This window comes from Ruegeria sp. CDSC051 (assembly GCF_059610665.1).
Genome location: NZ_JBXWOC010000002.1, coordinates 163,609 through 180,041, shown reverse-complemented (window position 1 = coordinate 180,041; position 16,433 = coordinate 163,609). Strand labels below are relative to the sequence as shown.

Below are 16,433 nucleotides of genomic sequence, written 5' to 3'. Positions count from 1 at the left end.
CGCCTGCCGCGGCACAAAAAGATATTTCCGAAACTGCGGAGTTTGTTTCCAATTCAGGCGCTGGCCGCCAAAAATTTGTTAATTGTTGAGTTTGCCTGACCTCCTCGGATGGTTTGGCGTGAGGTAAAGAAATGATCCGGAAATCCTGCTGTCTAAATTTGAGCAATAATAGGCTTGGCCCATCTTCCCTCGGCTATCCTCTGGCCGCTTATCTGAAGGGAAACAGCTGATGCCCAAATGGCCATTCTTCGAAGAAGATGAAATTGATGCTGTCAGCGCAGTGCTAAGATCCGGTTGCGTGAATGCCTGGACCGGCCCCGATGTCAAAGAGTTCGAACGTGAATACAGCGCCTATACCGGCGCGCAGCATGCGATCGCCATGGCAAATGGCACGGTCACTCTGGACGCCGCGCTGCTGGCGTTGAACATCCGACCCGGAGACGAGGTTATCGTCACACCGCGTAGCTTTATCGCGTCTGCCAGTTCGATCCTTCTGGCCGGTGGCAAGCCGGTATTTGCAGATGTGGATCGCGAGAGCCAGAATATCACCGCAGAAACGATTGCACCGGTTCTGACCGACAGAACCGTGGGGATTATCGCAGTCCATCTGGCCGGGTGGCCATCGGATATGGCGGGTCTCATGGATCTGGCGCGCAGTCGGGACCTCTGGGTGATCGAGGACTGTGCGCAGGCGCATGGTGCCATGATCGGTGACCAGCACGTGGGAACCTTTGGCACCTGCGGCTCGTATTCTTTCTGTCAGGATAAAATCATCACAACCGGCGGTGAAGGCGGCATGCTGATCACCGATGATGATGAACTGTGGTCCAGGGTCTGGAGCTATAAGGATCACGGCAAAAGCTATGATCAGGTGTTCAACAAAAGCCACCCTCCGGGGTTTCGATGGCTGCATAGTGGTCAGCCGGGCACCAATCTGCGGATGACCGGGCTGTCCGCCGCCATCGGGCGCATTCAGCTGGCGAAACTGGACGGGTGGCGCGCCCATAGAACCAGAAATGCCGAGATTTTGGCGGAAGCTCTATCCGGATGCGCTGCGTTTCGGGTACCTGTTCCACCTGCCGGGCTGACACACGCCTATTACCGGTTTTATGCGTTCATAAGACCTGAGAATCTGGCCTCGGGTTGGAACAGGGATCGCATCATAGCTGAGATTTCTGAGGCGGGTTTCCCCGTGTTCTCGGGCAGTTGTTCTGAAATATATAGAGAAGAGATGTTCGCACGCCTTGGTGTCGGCCCGGTTGATCCCTTGCCGGTGGCGAAAGAGCTTGGTGAAACCAGCCTTGCTTTTCTGGTTGATCCGACCTGGTCGCATCAAGACATCACCGGTCTGGCAGAATTTGTACGCGAAATCGGAGATCGGGCGCGTGCATAGGCAGTTCACACCGCCGCATCCAGGGCGCGTGTCTGAAGGTTCCGACCCGGCATGTGCCGCCGGATCAGGTTAGTGAGTTTCGGGTGTTGAACGGATGATCATGCATGTCATCACCGATTTTTCCGGTCAGGGCGGGGCCCAGGCGATGCTGGCGCGGCTGGTTGCCATATCCGGGGATCGGGTATTGGTGGTGTCGCTGACGGAGGTTTCGGACAGGATCAAAAGCCAATGTGCAAATCCAAACGCCGTTCTGATCGGATTGAATGCCAGATCACTGTCGTCCATGCCACGCGCGATATTGCAGATATCGCGTCTTATCCGTCAGTATAAACCGCAGGCGGTTCTGTGCTGGATGTACCATGCGATGGTCATCGGGCTGATTGCCAGCTGGATATCAGGTCGAAAGGTGCCAATTTACTGGACGGTGCGGCAGGCTTTGGACGATACCAGCTCATTCACGCGCAGCACGCGGATTGCCGTTGATCTGTGTCGGCGTTTGTCGGGCAGGTGTGCAGGGATCATTTATAACTCGCAACGCGCATTGGATCAGCACACGAAGAACGGGTTTGCTGCTGCGCGGTCTTGCGTCATTCCGAACGGTCTGATCATGCCTCAAGCCTCTGTGGTGCGGAGCGACCCGCCCAGGGTTTTTGGGATCGCGGCGCGGTTTCATCCACAGAAGGATCACGAAACCCTTTTCCAGGCTCTGTCCCTGGCGCTGCGGTCAGTCCCCGATCTGCGCATCATCGCGGCCGGAGAGAATATGTCGCCTGAAAACTCCGAAGTACAATCATTGCTGGCGCGCTATAACCTGACTGCGGACAATGTAGAGCTGTGCGGCGACCTGCATGATATGGCTGCATTCTACAAACGGATTGATGCGCTGGTGCTTTCATCCCGAACCGAAGGGTTTCCGAATGTCATTGTCGAAGCGATGAGCTATGGCCACCCCGTTGTGTCGACGGATGTGGGTGATGCGGTGGTGATCATTCGCGACTGCGGATTGATCGTACCGCCCCGCAACGCGGAATTGCTGGCAGACGCTTTGGTCCATGCCGCAAATTGGTCGGCCCCAGAGTATCTGGAAAAAAGAGAAAAAGCCCGGGCGATTGTGGCCAGCACTTACCAGCTTGACCGCGTTGCCGCACAGTATCGGGACATTTTGGAGAGCGGCAGTCTTGATCCCGATAAGATTGCCTCTCAGCCAGAACAGAAGGGGATCTGAGCGATGTGTGGCATCACCGGATTTATCAACTTTGGCACCGTTGATCGGTCTCAGGCCTCATCCGTCCTTGGCAAGATGTGTCAATCGATTGAACACCGTGGCCCGGATGGAACCGGGTTGTTTGTGGACCCAGATCAGGGCGTGGCCCTGGGGCATCTGCGTCTGGCCATTATTGATCTTTCGGAAACCGGGGTACAGCCGATGGATTCCGCCGATGGCCGGTTCACCATTGTGTTCAATGGTGAGATCTATGGCTATCTGGAATTGCGTCAGGAATTGCAGGATCTGGGCATAAGCTTCAGGGGTACGTCCGATACCGAAGTTTTGCTGGCGGCGATGCAGCTTTGGGGTATCCGCAAGACACTGGACCGCGTCCACGGGATGTTTGCCATTGCCGTGTTTGACCGGAAAACCCAAAGCGTGACACTGGCACGCGACCGGATTGGCAAAAAACCTCTCTATCTGGGCCTGGCCGGGAAAACCGTTCTGTTTGGGTCCGAATTGAAGTCACTGCGCGCGCATCCGGAATTTGGACCGGCAGAGGTGGACCGCGCAGCCTTAGGATCGTTTCTTCGGTTGGGATATATTCCTGCCCCGCGCACGATTTACCCAAATGTCCTGAAACTACCTGCGGGCTCTATGGTCGAGATCAAACTTGACACCCCACCGGCCTCGCTGGATGCGCTTCTGCAAGGGATCGAGCGGTTTTGGGATATCGAGGCGGTAGTCACCGAGGCGCGCGCAAACCCATATCCCGACGATGAAACAGCAATAGCTGAAATCGAATCCGAACTGCTGCGCGCGGTGGGCGAGCGGATGGTTGCGGATGTGCCGGTTGGGACCTTCCTGTCGGGTGGCATCGACTCGTCGCTGATCACCGCGATGATGCAAGAGCAGTCGAACAGAAAAGTGCCCAGCTTTACTGTGCGTTTCGATGACGAAGACACCAACGAAGCCGACCATGCAAAGGCTATCGCCGAATATCTTGGGACGGATTATCACGAGGTGACGGCGACGCCGGAAATGGCGTTTCAAGCCATCGAAGGCTTGCCGCAGGTGTTTGACGAACCTTTCGCCGACCCGTCGCAACTACCAACCCTGCTGGTTTCGCAACTGGCGCGCCAGCAGCTTAAGGTCGTCATGTCCGGCGACGGCGGTGACGAGTCGTTTGGTGGCTATGCTCGCTATGTTCGGATGCAGGCTTTTGAACGCCTGAAGGGCAAGATGCCTGACCTGGCGATTCAGGCGCTGTCGCAGACGCCGCAATCGGTGCTGAGCGCTCTGGTGCCTGTCCTCAAGCCATTCGCCCCAAGCAGCATGCGTGACGATCTGAGCGCGGATCGTCTGGCCAAGCTGGCGCCGGTTCTGCAGGGGCGAGAGTTCCAGTGCCGCTATCAGGCCCAGTTTTCGATCTGGTCCTCCGGTATGCTTGGAAAGTCCGGCATCCCGCTGGGCAATGAGATCGGAACGCATGATTTGCCCGCAGGGTTGAGCCAGTTGGACAGCATGATGTTGTTGGATTCGCTCTATTATTTGCCGGATGATATTCTGGTGAAGGCCGACCGCACTTCGATGTCGGTGGGCCTTGAGATGCGCGCCCCATTGTTGGACTATCGCGTTGTAACGGCCGCCTGGCGTTCCTCGGCTTCGCTTCGGTGCGACGGGAAGGTTGGCAAGGTGGCGTTGCGGGAGCTTTTGAAAAAGCGGGTTCCGCAATCGCTGTACGACCGGCCAAAGCGCGGGTTCGGTATCCCACTCAACGCTTGGCTGCGCGGGCCCCTAAAGTCCCGTGTTTCCAGCATTCTTCTGGATGGGAACGGGCTTGAGGGTTTTGTGGACAAGGCAGCGTTGGAAAAATGCTGGGCCGAGCACCAATCAGGCAAACGCAACTGGGGTGCTCAGCTGTGGACGGTCTTTATGTTCCAACTATGGTCCGAAGCGTGGATGCGCTGATCACAGCTTGGCGATTTTGCGATCAGGTCAGTCAGATAACCGACCTGACCAAGACAAAGCCCTCAGCCGCGGCCCGGTGAACCGTCGCGCCACGCAAAGTTGCCAACGCTTTCAAGCTCTGAACCGAACGCTCGTGCGGGGGCTGTTTGACCTGGCTTGCAAATAACTGGAAGGCTTCCAGTTTACGCTCCAATGTATCCGAAATGTCCACAAACATGTTCGGCACGAATGGCGGCGTCAGATATGGCGCGTTCCAATTTGTCTCGGACAGCGTCTCATAGGCCGCGATTGTCGTCGGGTATTTGTCCTGATAAGGTCGGCTTGCCACCAAAGTCGAAAGGAAACTCAACTGGTGGTCCAGATGGATGTCGCCGGGGTGCGGCGCCAAGATGACACTTGGGTCGAGTTCGCGGATCAGTGTTCCCAGACCTGCGTTCAGGTCACCATGGGGGTGCTCAGCCAGTTCAGCGGCAGGGAAATCCAACCAATGCGTATGCGTCACACCAAGATGCTCATGTGCGGCCCTGGCTTCGGCCTGTACATTGGCGATCTGTTCCGTGCTGAACCGGGGCGACCGACCCGTTGTGACAATCGCGATATGGACTGCGCGACCTGCATCTGCCAGTCGTGCGATGGTGCCGCCAGCCCCAAGGACTTCATCATCCGGGTGCGGAGCAACCACAAGTACCGGTCCGTCCTGTCCGTCAAAAGGTGTCAGCGCTGTCATTCGGAATTCCTGAGCTTTGAGTGCAGTTCGGGCGGCGCATCGGCGCCGGTCCAGTTTATGATGTCCAGACATTTCCCATCCCCACAGGCGACCGTAAACCGGTTTCCTTCGATGGCCTGTATCTGACCAGGCAGGCCGATATAGTAGCCCTGCAGGGCGGTGTTCTGTACACCCAGCAGGACCAGCTTCTCACCGGAGGCAGTGTAGGTGAAAGCGCCGGGATAGGGCGGTCCGGCTGCGCGTATCAACCGGTTAATCTCTGCCGCGGGTCTGGTCCAGTCGATCAGCCCGTCCTCGGGCCGCCGCCGCGCGCAAAGGCTGATCCCGGTTTCTGGCTGCGGAGCCGCCGGGATATCGCCTTCAGAGATTTGCGTCAGAAGCTGAGGCAGCAGCTGCGTCAGGGCCTGAAGCGCCCGGTCATACAGTTCGCGCGCTGTTACCGTGTTGGGATCGACCGCATATCGAGCTTGCGCCGCAATCGGGCCGTCATCGGCCCCTTCACCCAGCCAGAACAATGACGCGCCTACATCGGTTTCGCCCAATATGACAGTCCAGGGGATCACACCGCGTCCGCGCAGACGGGGCAGGGCGGATGGGTGAAACCCGACGCATCCGATCTTTGCCTGGGCTCGAAATTCCGGCCCGCATATCTGAGACCACCCGATGACCAGTATCAGATCAGGTTTTACGGCTTGAATGGTTTTGATTGTTCCGGCCGAGTCACTTTTGGCCGTATAGTGGACAGGAATATCATACCGATCTGCAGTGGGTTTGAGATCTGCAAAATCAGAGTGCCGGTGGGACAAGTCCGGCGGTAGTGTCACCACCAAATCCGGTACAAACCCTCGGGCACATATGGCGGATAAGGCGACATGCGATCCTTCGACCGCCCCCACAAATACCGTCTTCATGCAGGTGTCTCCTTTCGGCTGTCCAGCCAGTTGTCTGCGGCCTGAATTCGGTCAGGGCGTTTATGCTCTCCGGCCAAGGCTACCATAATGGTTTCGAACAATATCTTCAGATCAAGCGACAGTGACCGGTGCGCGACATACCATAGATCCAGCTTTAGCTTCTCGTCATTTGAAAGCGCGGTATTGCCGCTGACCTGAGCCCACCCTGTCAGACCGGGCCGAACCGTGCAGCGCAACCGCCCATTGTCTCCAAACTCTTCGATGGTTTCGGGAAGCAGGGGACGGGGGCCAACAAGGGCCATATCTCCGCGCAAGATGATCACAAGCTGGGGCATCTCATCCAGCCTTACGCGGCGCAGAAGCTTGGTGGTTTTTGTCTGACGTTCCGAATCTGGCAGCAAAGCCCCGCTTTGATCGCGTGTGTCGGACATTGTTCTCAGCTTCCAGATGCGAAAGACGCGCCCGTTGCAGCCTGCCCGCCGTTGGCCAAAAAACAAAGGTCGCCCGACCGAAAACAGCACAATCACACAACCCGCCAGAAAAAAGGGCAGCGCGATCGTGCCCGCGATCAGGCAACACAGTATTTCGAGAAATCTGTTCATATTCAAACCCAAGAACTGTAGCTGAAAACTACGAATATCAAACCAAGAACCAACATCTCTCCGGATCATCCTGTTGGCCGGATCCAAGTTCCGGCGCACTGATACGAAGTCTGGGCTGAGTTGATCCCAAATCGATTCTCGATTCAAGCGGCAGAGCTGACCGGCACCCTGACTATGCGGAAATTTTTCCAAGCATGCGCCAAGTTCACAAAGCCTTTGTCAGGAAAACCGGCCTGCGACTCATTAGAGGATTGGCCGAAAGGAGTTGTCATCTTTGTTGCGTCTTGGTTCACAATGCCCCGATAGGGGCTTATTGTGGATCGATTGGCCAATATTGAGACCCGGACAGCGGCCCCCGAAGATTTCATCGGATTGAGAAAATGACTGTAATTTTCCCCGTGAGATTAGCATTTCTCTTGTTTACGCTAGGTCAATCGGCGCTCAAGTCAGCCGAAACAGGGAGGAAATTCGGCAACCCTCAGCAAAATATCAGTCAAAGAGTACTTCAGGAAACGCTGCAATTCGTTAATGAAGTGTGAAGAAATTACTTTTGAGGGCGCGGAAACGTATGTTAGCGTTGAAGGAGATTGAAGAAATTGCGCTAACCGGCGAACCAGAGGAACAATTTTGTTACTTGCGCGAATTATTATTATTAACGAGTGAAGTGAGTGTGTTCAACTTGGGCGATTGAGACAAGCTCAAGTGAAGGGGGCAAAACAAAGATACGGGTATAAGGCTTTCGGTTGATCATCTGATCGCGAGCCTTTGGTTTATATAGGACAGCTGCAAGCGGTCTGTGAGTGATCAGTTGGGAGCTGTGGCAATGTTTTGATGCTGCAGGACCCTGTTGGGTAACGATGTACGAGTAATTCTCGACCGGAATTGAGCCGGTGATGAGATAAAGGGGTGAGGTAAATGGTTTCGGGTTTTCATTGCTGGCAAACGCAGATTGTTAGTGAGTTGCGTGCCAATCATCGATTAGTCTTTGGAGACATTGTTGCTTCGTCTTTCTCAGCCGTAGTGGCAATCAATCTTGCGAATGGTGGAACGGTAGCGCAACAGATGGCGCCCGCCATGTTCCCGCTGATGCTCTTGTCCAGCCTGATTGGACTGGCGGTTTTCCCGCTTGCGGGCATGTACCGGCGCCACACACGCTCGACATCACTGCGAGACATTCGTCTGATCCTGCGGGGATCGACAATGTTGGTCCTGTGCCTCATGGCTGCCAGTGCAGTTTTCGAAGTGACCAAGGCTGTACCCTTCGCTGCCTTCATTATTCAGCTTGGCTTGATGATCCTTCTGCTCAGTGCCCTGCGTGTAGTTGCCCGTAGCCGTGAGCTGAATCGCCAGAATGCGCGGTTGATGGCCGAACATCAGGACAAGGTTCCGGTGCTTTTGGTTGGCACGGGTGCAAGTTGTGATCTGTTTGTCAGGTCTTTGCGGAATACGCATTCCAAGTATCAGCCGGTGGGCATTATTGACGATGCGCGCAATACCATGGGGCTGTATTTCCACGATGTTCAGATTATCGGATCTCTTCTGGATGCCGATCGCGTGGTCGAGCGGCTTAAAGCCTGGGATCATTTGCCCAGACGCTTGTTCCTGACCGAACCGATCACGCATTTTGAAAGTGACGGCATCCGCAAGCTGACCAGCTGGTGTGAATCCAACGGTATCGCTGTCTCACGCGTGCCGGGTCTTGGGGAAGAAGGCCAGGATGCGGCCAACGGTTGTATTATCAACCCGGAAGAAATTCTCGAGCGGCCACAAAAAGCTGTCGAACGCTCGATGTTGCGCGAGATGTTCCGTGGGCGCCGCGTATTGGTGACCGGTGCCGGTGGTTCGATCGGTAGCGAACTGGCACGTCAGATAGCCTCTTTCGATCCGGCGGAACTGGTGATGATCGACCATTGCGAGTTCAACGCCTATTCCATCGACATGGATTTGTCGCAGAACTTTCCAGATGTTCCCCGGCGGATGTATATCGCAAGCATTCGCAATGCGTCGCGTGTGAATGACATCTTTGAACGTCATCGCCCCGAGCTGGTGTTCAATGCCGCCGCCCTGAAGCATGTTCCGATGGTTGAGATGAACCCCTGCGAGGGCGTTTTGACCAATGTGATCGGAACCCGTAACGTCGCGGATGCGGCCCGGAACTATGGTGCCATCGCGATGGTACAGGTTTCCACGGACAAGGCTGTAAACACCACCAATGTGATGGGTGCAACCAAGCGCGTTGCTGAGTTCTACGTTCAGGCGCAGGACCGTGTAACCAACGGAACCGAGGAAGAAACCCGGTTCTTCTCGGTGCGGTTTGGCAATGTTCTGGGGTCGTCGGGCTCGCTGATCCCGCTGTTTCAACGTCAAATCTCGAACGGTGGTCCGCTGACCGTGACTGATCCCCGGATGGAACGGTACTTCATGACCATCCGTGAGGCCGTGCAACTGACTCTGGTTGCGGCCGCAAGCGGGTTGAAAATGGAAAGCAGCCACGGAGAGATTTTCGTTCTGGATATGGGTCGGCCGGTCAAGATCGTGGATTTGGCCGAACGGATGATCCGCCTTGCCGGGCTAAAGCCTTATGAGGATATCGACATCGAATTCATTGGAATTCGTCCAGGCGAAAAGCTGTTCGAGGAATTGTTTGATGCGTCTGAGAAGCGCCACGAATGTGGCATTCCGGGCGTCGGATCCGCGCGGCCCGAGGGCATTCCCGTCGCCCGCCTGCGCGCCATGATCCGGAAACTGGAACAGGCTGCGGCAGAAGGTGACGAACTGGCAGCCAAGCGCCTGCTGAAAGAGCTCGTGCCAGGGTATGGTGCAAATGGCCTGCGTCCGGTTCCGATTTCGGAATTCTCGTCTAAGCCCATTTTCAAAAGCGCTGGCACAAACGCAGCAAATGCGGTCAGTCAGTCTGAAGGAGAAAACCCGGAACTGCTGCCCGCTGGCAGCTGATTTAGCATTGTTTTTTCTGGTGTCGGTTATTTTGCCGAATTTGGTTTCTGTGTTTAATATTTCCGCCGAAAGGGCCAACATTTGATGGCGAGGCTTAATATACGCTCGGCTTTTGCGCCGTCAGAGGAACGTGCGCAGGTGGTACGGTTTATCTGGGCCGGCCTGATCAACACGGCGTTTGGCTATAGCGTGTTTGCCCTTTTGATTTTTGCGGGCATGCATCCACAGCTTGCGCTTCTGCTTCAATTTATTTTGGGTGTGATCTGGAATTTTTGTATCCACGCCCGGTTTGTCTTTGGCGTGCAGGGATACCGCCGTTTCCCGCTATATGCGATGTCTTATGTCGTGCTGTATTTTGTGAATGCGCTGCTTTTGCGCGGTTTGATGCAGGTTGGGCTTGATCCCTATCTGGCACAGGCGGTCGCATTGGGGCCGGTTGTCATATTGTCTTACCTCATGATTTCGCGTGCGCTTGGCCGGGGTCAGGCGTTGGATCGGAGGGGCTGAGATGAGCGATGCGAGAATATCAAGCTTTAAGGGCACCACCCCGTCAAGTACGCGCATGGGTGCTATGCTTGGGATCGTGACCGCTGGTCTGGGGCTTGTGTTGCTGATTGCCGGTTTGTTCGGCCGCCTGATGACCTATGATCTGCGCCGGGATGAGCTGATGTTCGTCCCTCCGGCGCGTTTACTCGGAGAGTGGGAGCTTTATTCGGACTTCTTCTACAATCACGTCCCTTATTCGGCGTGGTATTACCTTGGGTCCGGCATTCTGTTCGATGAGTTCGGCCTGTTGGGGTCCGCTCGGATCGGCCTGTTTCTGGCCTGGCTTGGATTGATCGCTGCAACTGGTTGGGTAACGCTGCGCTTGTCGGGATCGCCGGTTCTCGCCGTCTTTTCAGTTATCGGCATCGTGACATGCGAGCTGTTTCTGACCGGCGCCGGTATGGCCGCAACCAACAATCTGTTGCCACTGCCATTTGCGGTCATCGGGCTTGGCCTGTTTTTGATCGAGACGTCAAAGCCCGCGCCGCGATTTTTGACGCTGGTCCTATCGGGCGTCGCATTGTCTATTGCGGCGGGGATGAAGGTCAGTGCGGTACTGTTTATTCCGCCGATTGCTCTTGCCGCATTCTTGTTGCCAGCAGATGTTTCGATGGCACGACGACTGAAAGCCGTGGTTCTGCCGCTGCTGATCGGAGGGTTGATCGGGGCCTTGCCCCTGTTTGCCTTCCTGCTCGCTGATCCGGGCGTCTTTCTGGCGCATGTCTTGGGGTTTCACACCGGACCACATGTCGCCTATTGGGAGGCCAACGCCGCAACAGAACCGGGGCTGGCCCTGGGATTGTCGGGCAAGTTGATGCTGGCCCATTCGGCATGGGTGGCCGGAGTGGGCCTGGTGATGGTTATGGCCATTCTGTCCGTGCTTTGGATTATCCTGCGTGGTGGTGCGCGTGTCGACGAAATGCAGCCCTCGCAACTGCGGCATGGTGGTGTTGTTCTGGCGATCATTATCCTGACTGCCTCAATGGCTTTTGTTCCAACGCCCGGTTTCCCGCAATATTATATCCAGCCTCTGGTCTGTCTGCCTCTGCTGCTCGCGGTTCTGTTCCGTCGGCTTGACCCGCCACGGCGGCACGAGGCAGTGCCTGTGCTTGCGGCAGGTATTGTCTTGATGGTCATCCTGGGACTCCCGCGTATCGGGATGGGCCTGGTCTCGCTGACAGAGCCTTCGAAGTTCACCTCGGCCCGTTTTGCCGGTTCCGGCGCTGTCCTGCGGGATGCGGTGGCAGGCAGTGCACTGCCTGATGGTCCGGTCGCGACTTTGCTGCCGATCTATCCGCTTGAGGCGGGCCTGAGCGTTTATCCAGAATTTGCAACCGGGCCATTCGCTTACCGAATTGCACCCTTCACGGATCCGGAACTTGCCGGCAAATACGTGATGGCAGGCGCCGAAGACTTACCGGCTCTGTTTGCAGATAACCCGCCTTCGGCTTTCCTGCTTGGATACGATTCCGTTCTGGAAGCCCCATTGTTGAGCTATGCGCGGGCAAACAACTACCGCCCAGTCGAATTATCAGGTCTGAACAACCGCTACGGCCAAGGTGTGGTATACTTGAAAGCTGCAGGGGCTGAACAATGACCAGTGCCTGCGCGACTCAACCTGCCTATATTTTTCCTGGGCGGGCCCATTCACATGACCATCAATTCTATTGATCGAATAAAGGAAGGATAGACAATGAAAACGGTACTTCTGGCTGGTGGACTAGGCTCGCGTCTGGCCGAAGAAACGGTTTCCATTCCCAAGCCCATGGTTGAAGTGGGCGGGCGTCCGATCATCGCACGCGTGATGGATATCTACAGCCATTTCGGACATCGTGATTTTGTTGTGGCTGCCGGGTACAAAGCATTGCTGCTGAAGCAGTTCTTTGCCAATTATCACCTGATCGCCAACAATATATCGGTATCGTTGGACACTGGGGAATTGCAACTGGTCCCTTCTGCTCCGGGCGGGTGGAATGTGTCAGTGGTCGACACCGGTGCGCATACCATGACCAGTGGTCGTATCCGTCGGCTCAAGGATTGGCTGACTCCTGATGAACCGTTCATGTGCACCTATTCGGACGGCGTGGGAAATATCGACATCAATGCACTGATTGATTTCCACAAATCACACGGCAAGCTGGCGACCGTAACTGCGGTTCAGCCCCCGGCGCGGTTTGGTAACATCGAGCTCAAGGGCGACAGGGTTGACGCCTTCACAGAAAAAGTCCGCAATCGCGAAACCTGGATCAATGGCGGCTTCTTCGTCTTCGAGCCGGGCGTCTTGGACTATATGGTTGATGACAATGAGCCGCTGGAACAGACCCCGCTGACCCAGATGGCCCGCGACGGAGAGTTGATGGCCTATCGCCATGATGGGTTTTGGCACCCGATGGATACCCTGCGCGACAGGAATACCCTGGACGGTCTGTGCGAAGGTGAAACGCCGCCCTGGCTTAATTTCAACGAAGGTTCGGGCAAGAGCTACCCAGCTCTGGCGATATGAGGTGAACCGTGAGCGGGCAGGTCAATTCTCAGTTTGATGGCGTTTTTGCCGGCCGCCGTGTTCTTGTGACCGGGCATACCGGATTCAAGGGCGGGTGGATTTGTGCATGGCTGAGGCGTCTGGGGGCAGAGGTGACAGGCTTGTCACTGCCTCCCGAACAGGGGCATTCATTCTTTGATGCCTGTTCTGTTGACGGGCTGACCGACAGTCGGATTGCGGATATCCGCAATCGTCAGGCGGTGCTGGATACACTGTCAGGCGTGGACGCTGAAATCGTGTTCCACATGGCCGCCCAACCCTTGGTGCGCCGGTCTTACAGGGATCCTGCCGAAACCTTTGCGACCAATGTATCTGGAACGGCCCATGTTCTGGATGCCGCTTTGGGGATGCGCTCACTGAAGGCGGTGGTCGTTGTCACCAGTGACAAATGTTATGACAACAAGGAATGGACCTGGGGTTATCGCGAAAACGATCCGATGGGCGGCAGGGACCCGTATAGCGCCTCGAAAGGCTGTACCGAGCTTGTGGCGCAATCTTATGGTCATTCCTTCTTTTCATCAGCGGATGGGCCGCAACTTGCAACAGTCCGGGCCGGGAATGTGTTCGGAGGGGGCGACTGGGGCGAAGATCGGCTTATCCCCGACGTGATCCGCGCATCCGAGGCGGGCGAACCGGTGGTTATCCGCAGCCCGCTCAGCGTGCGCCCCTGGCAGCATGTTCTTGAACCGCTGTCGGGCTATCTGGCCTTGGCCGCGCGAATGTATCGGGATGGGCAAAGCTTTGCTGGCGCCTGGAATTTTGGCCCTGATGTGTCGGGGACGGTGGATGTCCGGCAGTTGGCAACCCTGATGCAGGATGCCTGGGGCGACGGAGCGCCACAGTTTTCGATGGCGTCTGCTGAACAGACATCTGCCGCGCCGCATGAGGCAGGTATTCTTCGACTGGACAGCACTAAGGCGCAAACGGGATTGGGTTGGCGTCCGCAACTGACATTGCCCGAAGCCGTTCGCCTGACAGTAGACTGGTACAAGGCCCATGCCACCGGTTCGGAGATGGGTGGGATCACAAACAATCAGATCGGGTTCTACAGTGACCTGATGTCTTCACGGGATTTCGACCGGGCTCCGGTCGCCGCGCAATAGCGGGTTATTGAGGAGAAAAGAATAATGCGAGTGAATTACGGTCAAACCGTGCATGGCCAGGAAGAGATCGACGCGGTTGTCGAAGTTCTGAAAACGTCCACCCAGATGGGCCCCAAAGTGCGCGAGATGCAGGAAAAAGTGGCTGCTTTGTTTTCCAAACGCCACGGCATCATGGTGAACTCGGGGTCATCGGCGAACTATCTCGCGGTCGAGATTCTGGACTTGCCAAAGGGCAGCGAAGTTATCACTCCGGCCCTGACTTTTGCCACGACGGTTGCTCCGCTTGTCCGTCAGGGCCTGATCCCGACCTTTGTGGATGCCGCGGTCGGGACCTATAATATCGACGTAGACGCGATCGAACGCATGATTACGCCAAATACATCTGCCGTCATGATCCCGTCACTGATCGGAAACCTGCCAGATTGGCGCCGTATCCGCGAGCTGGCCGATGCGCATGGTCTGAAGGTAATTGAAGACAGCGCTGACACGCTGGGCGCAACCATCGACGGTACAAGCACGGGCGTCTATTCCGACGTCTCTACCACCAGCTTTTACGGCAGCCACGTCATCAATGGCGCCGGGAATGGCGGCATGTTGTGCGTGAATGACGAAGAGCTTGGCCGCAAGGCGCTTTTGCTGAGGTCCTGGGGGCGGTCGTCCTCGCTGTTTGTGGAATCCGAGGCCATCGAGAACCGGTTCAACGTCAAACTGGACGGGATCGAATATGATGCCAAATTTCTGTTCGAGGATCTTGGCTATAACGTTGAACCTTCGGAAATCAGCGCGGCATTCGGGTTGGTGCAGCTGAGCAAACTGGACAACAACATCCGCGTGCGCGAAGAGGCCTTCGCTGCTCATCGCGCCTTTTTTGCCCGCTATGAAGACTGGTTCATCCTGCCTGAACAACTGCCGAACTCGCGCACCGGGTGGCTGGCCTTCCCGCTGACATTGCGCGAAGGTGCCCCATTCACGCGGCGCGAGATGCAGATATTCCTTGAGACTTCAGACATTCAAACTCGGCCCGTCTTTACCGGAAACATTCTGCGTCAGCCTGCCATGAAGCAAGTAGAATACCGTGCAGATCCCGCGGGCTATCCCAATTCCGATGCGGTTATGCGCGGGGGTATCCTGCTGGCTTGTCACCATGGTCTGATACAAGCGCAAATCGATTATATGCATGCAAAATTTGAAGAATTTGCATTGAAATTCCAAGGAGCACTGGTCTGATGAACGATCAAAGCATCAATACGTCTGTTCGCACGACCTGCCGGACCTGCCGGTCTACCAACCTTATGCTTGTGCTGCCGATGGGCGATCACCCGCCCGCCAATATGTTCGCACGGCCCGAGCAAAAGGATGTTCCGCAACCGGCTTTCCCGCTGAATACTCAGGCCTGTCTGGATTGTGGCTTGATCCAGGTTGCAGATCAGGTGCCTGCTGATTTCTTTACGGACTATCTTTATGTCCCGTCCGGTGCGGCAACAATGCATACGCATTTCGCCGAACTCGCCTCGGTCGCAGTAGAGCGTGCGCAAGGTGGGCTGATCATTGATATCGGTTGTAATGACGGGCTGATGCTGTCCCATGCCAATGATCAGGGCGGGCGCACATTGGGCATCGACCCGGCGGCCAACCTTGCCAAGATTGCCGGCGAACGGGGCGTTCGGGTCCATGTGGACTTTTTCAACCGCGCCACCGCGCAGCAGATTCGTGAAACCGAAGGGCCGGCCAGCGTCATCACGACGACCAATACCTTCAACCATATAGACGATCTGCACGGCTTTACCGAAGGTGTTCTGGACCTGTTGACAGATGACGGCGTCTTCATCATCGAAGTGCCTTGGGGCAAGATGATCCTCGAGACCAACGAGTTCGACAATGTTTATCACGAACATGTCTCTGAACTGAGCCTTCTGTCCGTCGTCAAACTGGGCCAGTCCGTTGGACTCGATGTAGTGGATGTCACAAAACTGCCGGTTCATGGCGGTTCGATGCGCGTGTTCATGCAACCCGCCGCGCTGAACAAAACCCCGGCGCCGATTGTTGCTGATATGCTGGCTGACGAAGATGCCGCAGGTATGACCAACAAAGAGGCATACGAAGCATTTGCCGAGCGTGTTCACGCGATGCAGGACAGCCTTGTTTCCATGCTGGCCGACCTCAAGGCATCGGGTAAAACGATCGCTGGCTACGGCGCGCCCGCTAAGGGTAACACGCTGTTGAACTACTTTGATATCGGCACGGAAACTCTGGATTTTCTGGTTGACCGGAACACGTTGAAACAGGGCCTGTATTCGCCGGGCAAGCTTATTCCTGTATTGGCCCCCGAAGCGGTCATGGAACGCAAACCTGATTACCTGTTGGTTTTGGCCTGGAACTTCTTTGACGAAATCCGCGAGCAGATGGCTGATTTCGAAGCCGCTGGCGGCAAGTTCATCGTGCCTTTGCCAATGCCAGTAGTTATTCCCTGAAGGGG

Annotated in this window: 13 protein-coding genes; 10 read left to right on the top strand and 3 right to left on the bottom strand. The window is 56.0% G+C overall.

What is annotated here, in order from left to right; genetic code table 11:
* Nucleotides 1–229: 229 nt before the first annotated feature.
* The 3 genes from AC2FH0_RS06420 to asnB all read left to right on the top strand — a co-directional run bounded on the left by AC2FH0_RS06420 (nucleotide 230) and on the right by asnB (nucleotide 4,571).
* Nucleotides 230–1,393, top strand: coding sequence for a DegT/DnrJ/EryC1/StrS family aminotransferase (locus tag AC2FH0_RS06420; protein WP_496788862.1), 1,164 nt, complete (start codon nucleotides 230–232; stop codon nucleotides 1,391–1,393).
* A gap of 94 nt (nucleotides 1,394–1,487) precedes the next feature.
* Nucleotides 1,488–2,618 carry a glycosyltransferase gene (locus AC2FH0_RS06415; RefSeq protein ID WP_496730822.1) on the top strand — a complete coding sequence of 377 codons (1,131 nt, stop codon included), beginning with the start codon at nucleotides 1,488–1,490 and terminating at the stop codon, nucleotides 2,616–2,618.
* Between the two features lie 3 nt (nucleotides 2,619–2,621).
* Nucleotides 2,622–4,571, top strand: a complete 1,950-nt coding sequence (gene asnB / locus AC2FH0_RS06410) for an asparagine synthase (glutamine-hydrolyzing) (protein ID WP_496788860.1) — start codon at nucleotides 2,622–2,624, stop codon at nucleotides 4,569–4,571.
* 31 nt (nucleotides 4,572–4,602) lie between these two features.
* Here the strand turns inward: asnB and AC2FH0_RS06405 are convergent, their stop codons facing one another.
* From AC2FH0_RS06405 to AC2FH0_RS06395, 3 genes are read right to left on the bottom strand one after another with little or no spacing between them, the layout of a single operon-like run.
* On the bottom strand, nucleotides 4,603–5,298 hold the full coding sequence (locus AC2FH0_RS06405; protein ID WP_496709025.1) for a PIG-L deacetylase family protein: 696 nt from the start codon (nucleotides 5,296–5,298) through the stop codon (nucleotides 4,603–4,605).
* Nucleotides 5,295–6,209 carry a methionyl-tRNA formyltransferase gene (locus tag AC2FH0_RS06400; RefSeq protein ID WP_281995073.1) on the bottom strand — a complete coding sequence of 305 codons (915 nt, stop codon included), beginning with the start codon at nucleotides 6,207–6,209 and terminating at the stop codon, nucleotides 5,295–5,297. The genes AC2FH0_RS06405 and AC2FH0_RS06400 overlap by 4 nt, the downstream gene beginning before the upstream one ends.
* Entirely contained in the window at nucleotides 6,206–6,811 is a 606-nt protein-coding gene (locus AC2FH0_RS06395) for a sugar transferase (RefSeq protein WP_496788859.1), read from the bottom strand. Before AC2FH0_RS06395 ends, AC2FH0_RS06400 begins: the two co-directional genes overlap by 4 nt.
* A gap of 1,020 nt (nucleotides 6,812–7,831) precedes the next feature.
* Between AC2FH0_RS06395 and AC2FH0_RS06390 the strand changes: the two genes are divergently transcribed.
* From AC2FH0_RS06390 to AC2FH0_RS06360, 7 genes are all read left to right on the top strand, one after another.
* Entirely contained in the window at nucleotides 7,832–9,766 is a 1,935-nt protein-coding gene (locus AC2FH0_RS06390) for a polysaccharide biosynthesis protein (protein ID WP_185956665.1), read from the top strand.
* A gap of 84 nt (nucleotides 9,767–9,850) precedes the next feature.
* Nucleotides 9,851–10,273 carry a GtrA family protein gene (locus tag AC2FH0_RS06385; RefSeq protein ID WP_496691638.1) on the top strand — a complete coding sequence of 141 codons (423 nt, stop codon included), beginning with the start codon at nucleotides 9,851–9,853 and terminating at the stop codon, nucleotides 10,271–10,273.
* Between the two features lies 1 nt (nucleotide 10,274).
* A complete protein-coding gene (locus AC2FH0_RS06380) occupies nucleotides 10,275–11,909 on the top strand; it encodes a glycosyltransferase family protein (protein WP_496691637.1) in 1,635 nt (544 codons plus the stop codon).
* A 96-nt stretch (nucleotides 11,910–12,005) separates the two neighbouring features.
* On the top strand, nucleotides 12,006–12,815 hold the full coding sequence (gene rfbF / locus AC2FH0_RS06375) for a glucose-1-phosphate cytidylyltransferase (RefSeq protein WP_142636222.1): 810 nt from the start codon (nucleotides 12,006–12,008) through the stop codon (nucleotides 12,813–12,815).
* 8 nt (nucleotides 12,816–12,823) lie between these two features.
* Nucleotides 12,824–13,957, top strand: a complete 1,134-nt coding sequence (gene rfbG, locus AC2FH0_RS06370) for a CDP-glucose 4,6-dehydratase (protein WP_496691636.1) — start codon at nucleotides 12,824–12,826, stop codon at nucleotides 13,955–13,957.
* A 24-nt stretch (nucleotides 13,958–13,981) separates the two neighbouring features.
* Complete coding sequence (locus AC2FH0_RS06365) at nucleotides 13,982–15,184, top strand: DegT/DnrJ/EryC1/StrS family aminotransferase (protein WP_142636227.1); 1,203 nt, start codon at nucleotides 13,982–13,984, stop codon at nucleotides 15,182–15,184.
* Nucleotides 15,184–16,428 (top strand): class I SAM-dependent methyltransferase, encoded by a 1,245-nt coding sequence (locus AC2FH0_RS06360; protein WP_496788857.1) that lies wholly within the window; start codon nucleotides 15,184–15,186, stop codon nucleotides 16,426–16,428. The genes AC2FH0_RS06365 and AC2FH0_RS06360 overlap by 1 nt, the downstream gene beginning before the upstream one ends.
* Nucleotides 16,429–16,433 lie beyond the last annotated feature (5 nt).